Raw genomic sequence first — 6,970 nt, 5'->3', positions numbered from 1 at the left:
TATTATGAATCCTATTGCTGATAAAAACCAAGAGAAATATAAACTGGCTGCATGAAACAAAAAGGGTAGGTCAATTTACTTTTGACACACCCTCTTTTTAATATCAATAAATGAATCATGAAAAAAGTACTTATTTTTATCTTATTATTTTTCAGCCTTACATCCTCTTTCGTGCAAGCACAAAATACGCCTGCTCCTTTATACCGCGACCCTATTACAGATGGTGCAGCCGACCCTTGTTTAGTTTACAACCCTTTCGAAGAGGCATGGTGGATGTTATACACCCAACGCAGGGCAAATGTAGAAACAGCAGACGTAGCCTTTTGTTACGGAAACGAAATCGGCATTGCTTACTCCGAAGATAACGGAAAAACATGGCGTTACAGAGGTACATTGGATTTGGAATTCGAAAAAGGGAAAAATACATTTTGGGCACCCGATATCGTTCTGCACAACGGTGTGTATCATATGTTTGTCTCTTATATAAGGGGTGTTGGCAACCACTGGGCCGGAGCCGCTACCATGATGCACTACACCAGCAAAAACCTGTGGGACTGGAAATGCGAAGGACCTGCCAAACTGCCAAAAGAAGATATCATTGATGCCACGCTGATTAAAATGCCAAACGGAAAATGGCGTATGTGGTATAAGTGGGATAGTAAGTCGCTATTTGCCGACAGTAAAGACCTCTTTACTTGGCAGGGAGACACTACGCCTGCCGTAAGCGATGAACCGCATGAAGGGGCTAAAGCTTTCCGTTTTAAAGATACTTACTGGTTCATTACCGACGAATGGGGTGGTATGGCAGTGTACCAATCGGATGATTTAATAAACTGGAAGAAACAGGAAGGCCGTATTCTCGACAGACCAAGTAAACGCACAGATGATACTCCCAACGGCGCGCACGGCGACGTAGTTGTGACCGGTGATAACGCGTATATATTTTACTTTACGCATCCCGGAAGAACAAGCCACATGGGAGGAGAACCGGACAAGAACGGGAATATTCCTTACGAACAACGCCGTTCATCCATACAAGCAGCCGAACTGGATGTAGTAGACGGTAAATTAATAGTAAAAGACAGGGATCAGCCATTTAGTATATATCTACCAAATAACTAATTAAACAAATGAAGCAAAAACTAATATTACTACTTGCCATTTTTATCAGTACCCACGCCTATTCACAATGGAAGCCTGCCGGAGATAAAATTAAAACAAAGTGGGCTGGTGAAATTGATGTTAACAACGTATTGCCCGAATACCCGCGCCCTATTATGGAACGCACGGCATGGTCTAATCTAAACGGACTATGGGAATATGCAATCAAACCAATCGGGCAAATTGAGCCATCAGCCTATGACGGACAAATCTTGGTTCCCTTTGCCGTTGAATCCAGTCTTTCGGGTGTACAAAAAAGGCTGGACAAAGAAAACGAATTATGGTATAAACGTACCTTCTCTATTCCTTCCGACTGGAAAGACAAAACAATCCTGCTTCATTTCGGAGCAGTAGACTGGAGGACCGAAGTATATATCAACGATGTGAAAATAGGAAGCCATACCGGAGGCTTTGCCCCTTTCAGCTTTGACGTTACTCCCTACTTAACGTCCGGCAACCAGAAATTGGTAGTAAAAGTATGGGATCCGACAACCGACGGAACTCAACCAGTAGGAAAACAACACAGCAATCCGCATGCCATCTGGTACACCCCGGTTTCCGGCATCTGGCAGACAGTGTGGCTGGAACCTGTAAACAGCAAGCATATTAACAACTTGCGCATCTTGTCGGATATAGATTCTAAAAAATTAACGGTCGATGCGGAAACCGTCAACACACAAGCCGGCGATATCGTAGAAGTTATACTTAAAGACGGCTCTAAGGTAGTATCAAAAGCCAAAGTAGCAGCCGGACAAGCAGTAGAACTCCCTGTGCCTGCGATGAAACTATGGTCGCCCGAATCACCATTCCTTTACGATCTCGAAGTCAACCTCTACGAAAAAGGAAAACTTCAGGATAATGTAAAGAGCTATGCTGCCATGCGTAAATATTCTACACAGAGGGATGAGAACGGCATTGTACGTTTACAGCTCAACAATAAAGACTATTTCCAGTTCGGCCCCTTAGACCAAGGTTGGTGGCCCGACGGACTATATACCGCCCCTACAGATGAAGCATTGGTTTACGACATCAAAAAGACAAAAGACTGGGGCTATAATATGATCCGTAAACATGCAAAAACGGAACCTGCACGCTGGTACACGCATTGCGACCGTATGGGGATGATTGTATGGCAGGATATGCCTAGCGGAGACCGTTCGCCTCATTGGGATGCAAGAAACTATTTTACCGGAACAGAATTGGTACGTTCGGGCAAATCGGAAGCTACTTACCGCAAGGAGTGGAAAGAAATTATGGATTACCTCTACTCTTATCCAAGTATAGCCGTATGGGTTCCGTTCAACGAAGCTTGGGGACAATTCAAAACAGAAGAAATGGCAGAATGGACGAAAAATTATGACCCTTCACGCCTTGTAAATCCTGCCAGCGGAGGCAACCACTATCGCACAGGTGATATGCTCGACCTGCACACCTATCCGGGACCACAATTGTGGCTCTACGATGCCAACAGGGCAACTGTTTTGGGCGAGTATGGCGGTATTGGGTTACCCTTGAAAGACCATATGTGGCAGACAGATAAGAACTGGGGCTATATTGAATTCCAGACAGCTAAGGAAGTAACAGACGAATATGTAAAATATGCAGAAGAGTTGAAGAAACTTATCAAAGCGGGTTTCTCTGCGGCTGTATATACCCAGACTACCGATGTGGAAGTAGAGGTAAATGGATTAATGACTTACGACCGGAAAGTTATTAAAGTGGAAGAAGGCAGGATAAGAAAAGTTAATCAGGAAGTTTGCCGGATGCTCGACAAATAATAAAGTTTGGTAATTACATAAGAGCCTGTTTAAATTTTAGCGCCTTTTTAATGTTTTGTTCTCGGCTTAGCCCGCTAAACCAGCGAGCAAAACACATAAAATCCATCTAAAATTGAAAATCGACGAAGCGAAGGCGAGTCAAATAGCTATAAAAAAGTTCTGCTATAAAATTTAAACAGGCTCTAAGTAACTGTTAGTAAATATCACAGATTGGTTTTTATCTAAAAGAACAGAAGTTTTTCTTTTATTTGGGGGCTGTCCAAAAAGTCGGACAAGCCCTTTTTTCGTTATATACCTTTCTCTTCTATAAAAACAGACAAAAGCCTTATTCTCAATAGCAAACATAAGAATGAAGAGATTGTAAACATATGCCATACACCGCCACATTGGAATTGGACGTATATTGAAAGCTAATAAATAATGGTGCGCACTCAGCCTGAAGAACTGAAATAACGATTCTGCCAAATCGTCATATTTTATTTTTTTGTTACACTGTTTTATGTTTTGGCACAAGATTTGAATAGTAGACTTTGCCGCCCGAAACCGGGTCGGAGAAATGAAGAAATAATAACAAAATAATAAATATAAATTAAAAAATAAAAATGGGAAAAATAATTGGAATAGACTTAGGAACAACAAACTCATGTGTTTCAGTCTTGGAAGGTAACGAACCTATTGTTATCGCTAATAATGAAGGAAAGAGGACAACTCCTTCGATAGTAGCTTTTATTGAAGGCAACGAACGTAAGGTGGGTGACCCTGCAAAACGTCAGGCAATAACCAATCCTGAAAAAACCATATATTCTATCAAACGTTTCATGGGCGAAACATGGACTCAAGCAGAGCCGGAAGTTCCGCGCGTACCATATAAAGTAGTAAAAGGTGACAACAATACGCCGCGTGTCGATATTGACGGACGCCTATACACTCCACAGGAAATATCTGCAATGATACTTCAGAAAATGAAGAAAACAGCAGAAGATTATCTTGGTCAGGAAGTAACTCAGGCGGTTATAACTGTTCCAGCTTACTTCAACGATGCCCAACGTCAAGCTACTAAAGAAGCCGGAGAAATAGCAGGGCTTAAAGTAGAGCGTATCGTAAACGAGCCTACTGCCGCGGCATTGGCTTATGGGCTCGACAAAGCGAATAAAGATATGAAAATCGCTGTATTCGACCTTGGGGGAGGTACATTCGATATTTCTATCCTCGAACTTGGAGATGGTGTATTCGAAGTGAAATCTACAAATGGAGATACTCACCTCGGTGGCGACGATTTTGATAATGTGATTATCAACTGGCTGGCAGAAGAGTTTCTTAACGATGAGCGTGTAGACCTTCGTAAAGATCCTATGGCTCTTCAACGATTGAAAGAAGCTGCTGAAAAAGCTAAAATAGAGCTTTCGAGCACAACATCTACCGAAATTAATCTTCCATATATCATGCCGGTTGACGGCATACCAAAACACTTGGTAAAGACGCTTACTCGTGCAAAATTCGAACAATTGGCAGATAGCCTGATCCGCAAATGTATCGACCCTTGTCGTCAGGCTTTGAGCGATGCCGGCTTCAGCGCAAACGATATCGACGATGTAATTCTGGTAGGAGGTTCTACCCGTATTCCTGCCATACAAGCAGAAGTTGAAAAATTCTTCGGAAAAGCACCTTCGAAAGGAGTAAACCCTGACGAGGTAGTTGCTGTAGGGGCTGCTATTCAAGGTGGTGTGTTGACCGGAGAAGTGAAAGATGTGTTGTTGCTCGACGTTACTCCTCTTTCTCTGGGTATAGAAACTATGGGAGGTGTGATGACTAAGCTGATAGAATCGAACACGACTATCCCTACCAAGAAAAGCGAAACATTCTCTACTGCTGCCGACAACCAGCCTTCGGTACAGATAAATGTATTGCAAGGTGAACGTCCGATGGCGAAAGACAATAAGCAAATTGGTGTATTCAACCTCGATGGCATACCTGCTGCCCCACGTGGTGTACCTCAAATAGAGGTAACATTTGATATCGACGCCAATGGTATATTGAGCGTATCGGCAAAAGATAAGGCTACAGGTAAGGAACAGTCTATCCGTATAGAAGCATCATCGGGATTGAGCGATGCTGAGATACAACGCATGAAAGACGAAGCTGCTGCTAATGCAGAATCGGATAAGAAAGAAAAGGAAAGAATAGACAAACTCAACCAAGCGGATTCGATGATTTTCCAAACTGAAAAGCAATTGAGCGAACTTGGCGACAAGGTTCCTGCCGAACAAAAAGCTCCTATCGAAGCTGCTCTAAATAAACTGAAAGATGCCCATAAGGCTCAAGATGTTGCAGCAATAGATGTAGCTATGGAGGAAATGCAAAAGTTGCTTCACGAAATGAGCCAGAATATGTACAACCAACAGCAAGCTAACCCGAGTGATGGTGGACAACAATCTGGAGGCCAGAATAATGGAGGTGACAATGGAGATGTTACCGATGTGGATTTTGAAGAAGTGAAGTAAAAGGTGATTAGCAATAATCAATAAATAATAGGAAATCCCCTGTAAATTATTTATTTGCAGGGGTTTCTTTTTTGCGTGTCGGATAGTGGAGCCTGAGCATATCCGTGAATATCCGATTCCAACACGGCAGACGGGGTATTTCATTTATGTGCTGAAAACATTAGTGGGCACTAATGAGAAAATATTACTAAATAATAATATGATTTTAGAATACATCAACAGAAAAAAGGAACCTCATTACTTTATTGCGAAAGCGACGAAGTTAGGTAAAGAGCGTTTTTATATTGTTAAGGACAAAACAAAATATGAAGAGTCTGATTTATTAGTTAATATTCCCCAAGGGTTTGAAATTTATGAATATCCTGAAGATGGTCGAGTTGTTTTAAGGAAAATATTAAAGTCAATCATAGCACAAGATGAAATCGAAATAGTTAATGGCGAAATGGAAAAACACTTAACGGTCAAGGATTATTTGATTGACAAAACAGAGAATTCAATAATTGTATATTTAGGTTATCTTGACAAAGAAGACGGTTGGGGAGATGAAGAGCAATTTTTAAAGATACAGTCATATGATTTTACACTCAGATTTGAAAAAACGTCTGATGGAAAGTATAAAGCACAGCGCTTTTGCTGTTTAAGCCGTTATTATGGTTGGATAACTATGGAAACAAATGAAAACTTAGAATATTTGGCTGAAAAATACTGTTTTCATATTGACAAAGAAAGTTTGCTGCAATTTTGGATTGAGGGAGAAGAAGATTGGTGAAATAATCGCAAAATTGGAAAACGCTAAAAAATCTATTTTTGCAATTTTTTCGCTAAAAGAACATGATTTACTTACTTCATATTGAGGTATAACTGTCTTGGTAAAATTAAATATTCATTAGGATTGTTAGATGTATGTGTTTCTAGTTCATGCCACTGTTTTATAAATTTATCATTTATGCTATTTAAAGAGAATATTTCATAAATTATTGTGTTTTAAATTGTTAATATAAGACTCAATGATACGTTGCAATAAAATTAAAATTTTTTCTTCAAAAAAGCTTGCGGATAAAATAAAAAGCCTTACTTTTGCAACCGCTAACCAAGAGAGGATAGCTGTTAAGAACAGAAATTAAATATATATTTCGTTAAAATATATAGGAGTTTAAATGTTTTGAGCAACACCACCCATTTCATGGGGATTCCATAGGAAAAGGCTGATAGGTAGTTTTTTATTCTTATATAGTGATGAAAAAAATATTCAACTCTGCCTGGGACTACATCGCTGCAACGGCAGCGAAGTGAAAAATAAGGAACGAGAAACGGGAAATATATTAAGATAAGGCATGTCCTTATATTTTTCACTTTTCACTTTATATTTTTCATCAACCTCCGGGGGATTAGCTCAGCTGGCTAGAGCACCTGCCTTGCACGCAGGGGGTCAACGGTTCGAATCCGTTATTCTCCACAAAAGTAAAAAAGAGATTAAAAACGAACAATAAAAGCATTTTTAATTTTTCATTTTTAATTTTTCATTTACAA

Annotated in this window: 4 protein-coding genes and 1 tRNA gene; all 5 read left to right on the top strand. The window is 40.3% G+C overall.

The genetic code is table 11. The annotated features are described in order from the left end of the window. The first annotated feature begins 117 nt into the window (after positions 1-117). The 5 genes from D0T57_RS14490 (at position 118) to D0T57_RS14470 (ending at position 6,896) form a co-directional block, all read left to right on the top strand. On the top strand, positions 118-1,122 hold the full coding sequence (locus tag D0T57_RS14490) for a glycosyl hydrolase (RefSeq protein ID WP_163274198.1): 1,005 nt from the start codon (positions 118-120) through the stop codon (positions 1,120-1,122). An 8-nt stretch (positions 1,123-1,130) separates the two neighbouring features. After that, complete coding sequence (locus D0T57_RS14485; protein WP_163274197.1) at positions 1,131-2,939, top strand: glycoside hydrolase family 2 protein; 1,809 nt, start codon at positions 1,131-1,133, stop codon at positions 2,937-2,939. A gap of 602 nt (positions 2,940-3,541) precedes the next feature. After that, the gene (gene dnaK / locus D0T57_RS14480) at positions 3,542-5,440 is read left to right on the top strand and encodes a molecular chaperone DnaK (RefSeq protein WP_163274196.1); all 1,899 of its coding nucleotides are present in this window, start codon (positions 3,542-3,544) and stop codon (positions 5,438-5,440) included. 199 nt (positions 5,441-5,639) lie between these two features. Beyond that, a complete protein-coding gene (locus D0T57_RS14475) occupies positions 5,640-6,209 on the top strand; it encodes a hypothetical protein (protein WP_163274195.1) in 570 nt (189 codons plus the stop codon). Between the two features lie 613 nt (positions 6,210-6,822). Further along, positions 6,823-6,896, top strand: a tRNA-Ala gene (locus D0T57_RS14470). Positions 6,897-6,970: the final 74 nt, after the last annotated feature.

Origin of the sequence: Dysgonomonas sp. 511 (assembly GCF_010501105.1) — a bacterium.
In the GTDB taxonomy this organism is placed as follows: domain Bacteria; phylum Bacteroidota; class Bacteroidia; order Bacteroidales; family Dysgonomonadaceae; genus Dysgonomonas.
The sequence above is the reverse complement of the archived record's forward strand: the minus strand, read 5'-3'. Positions and strand labels throughout refer to the sequence as shown.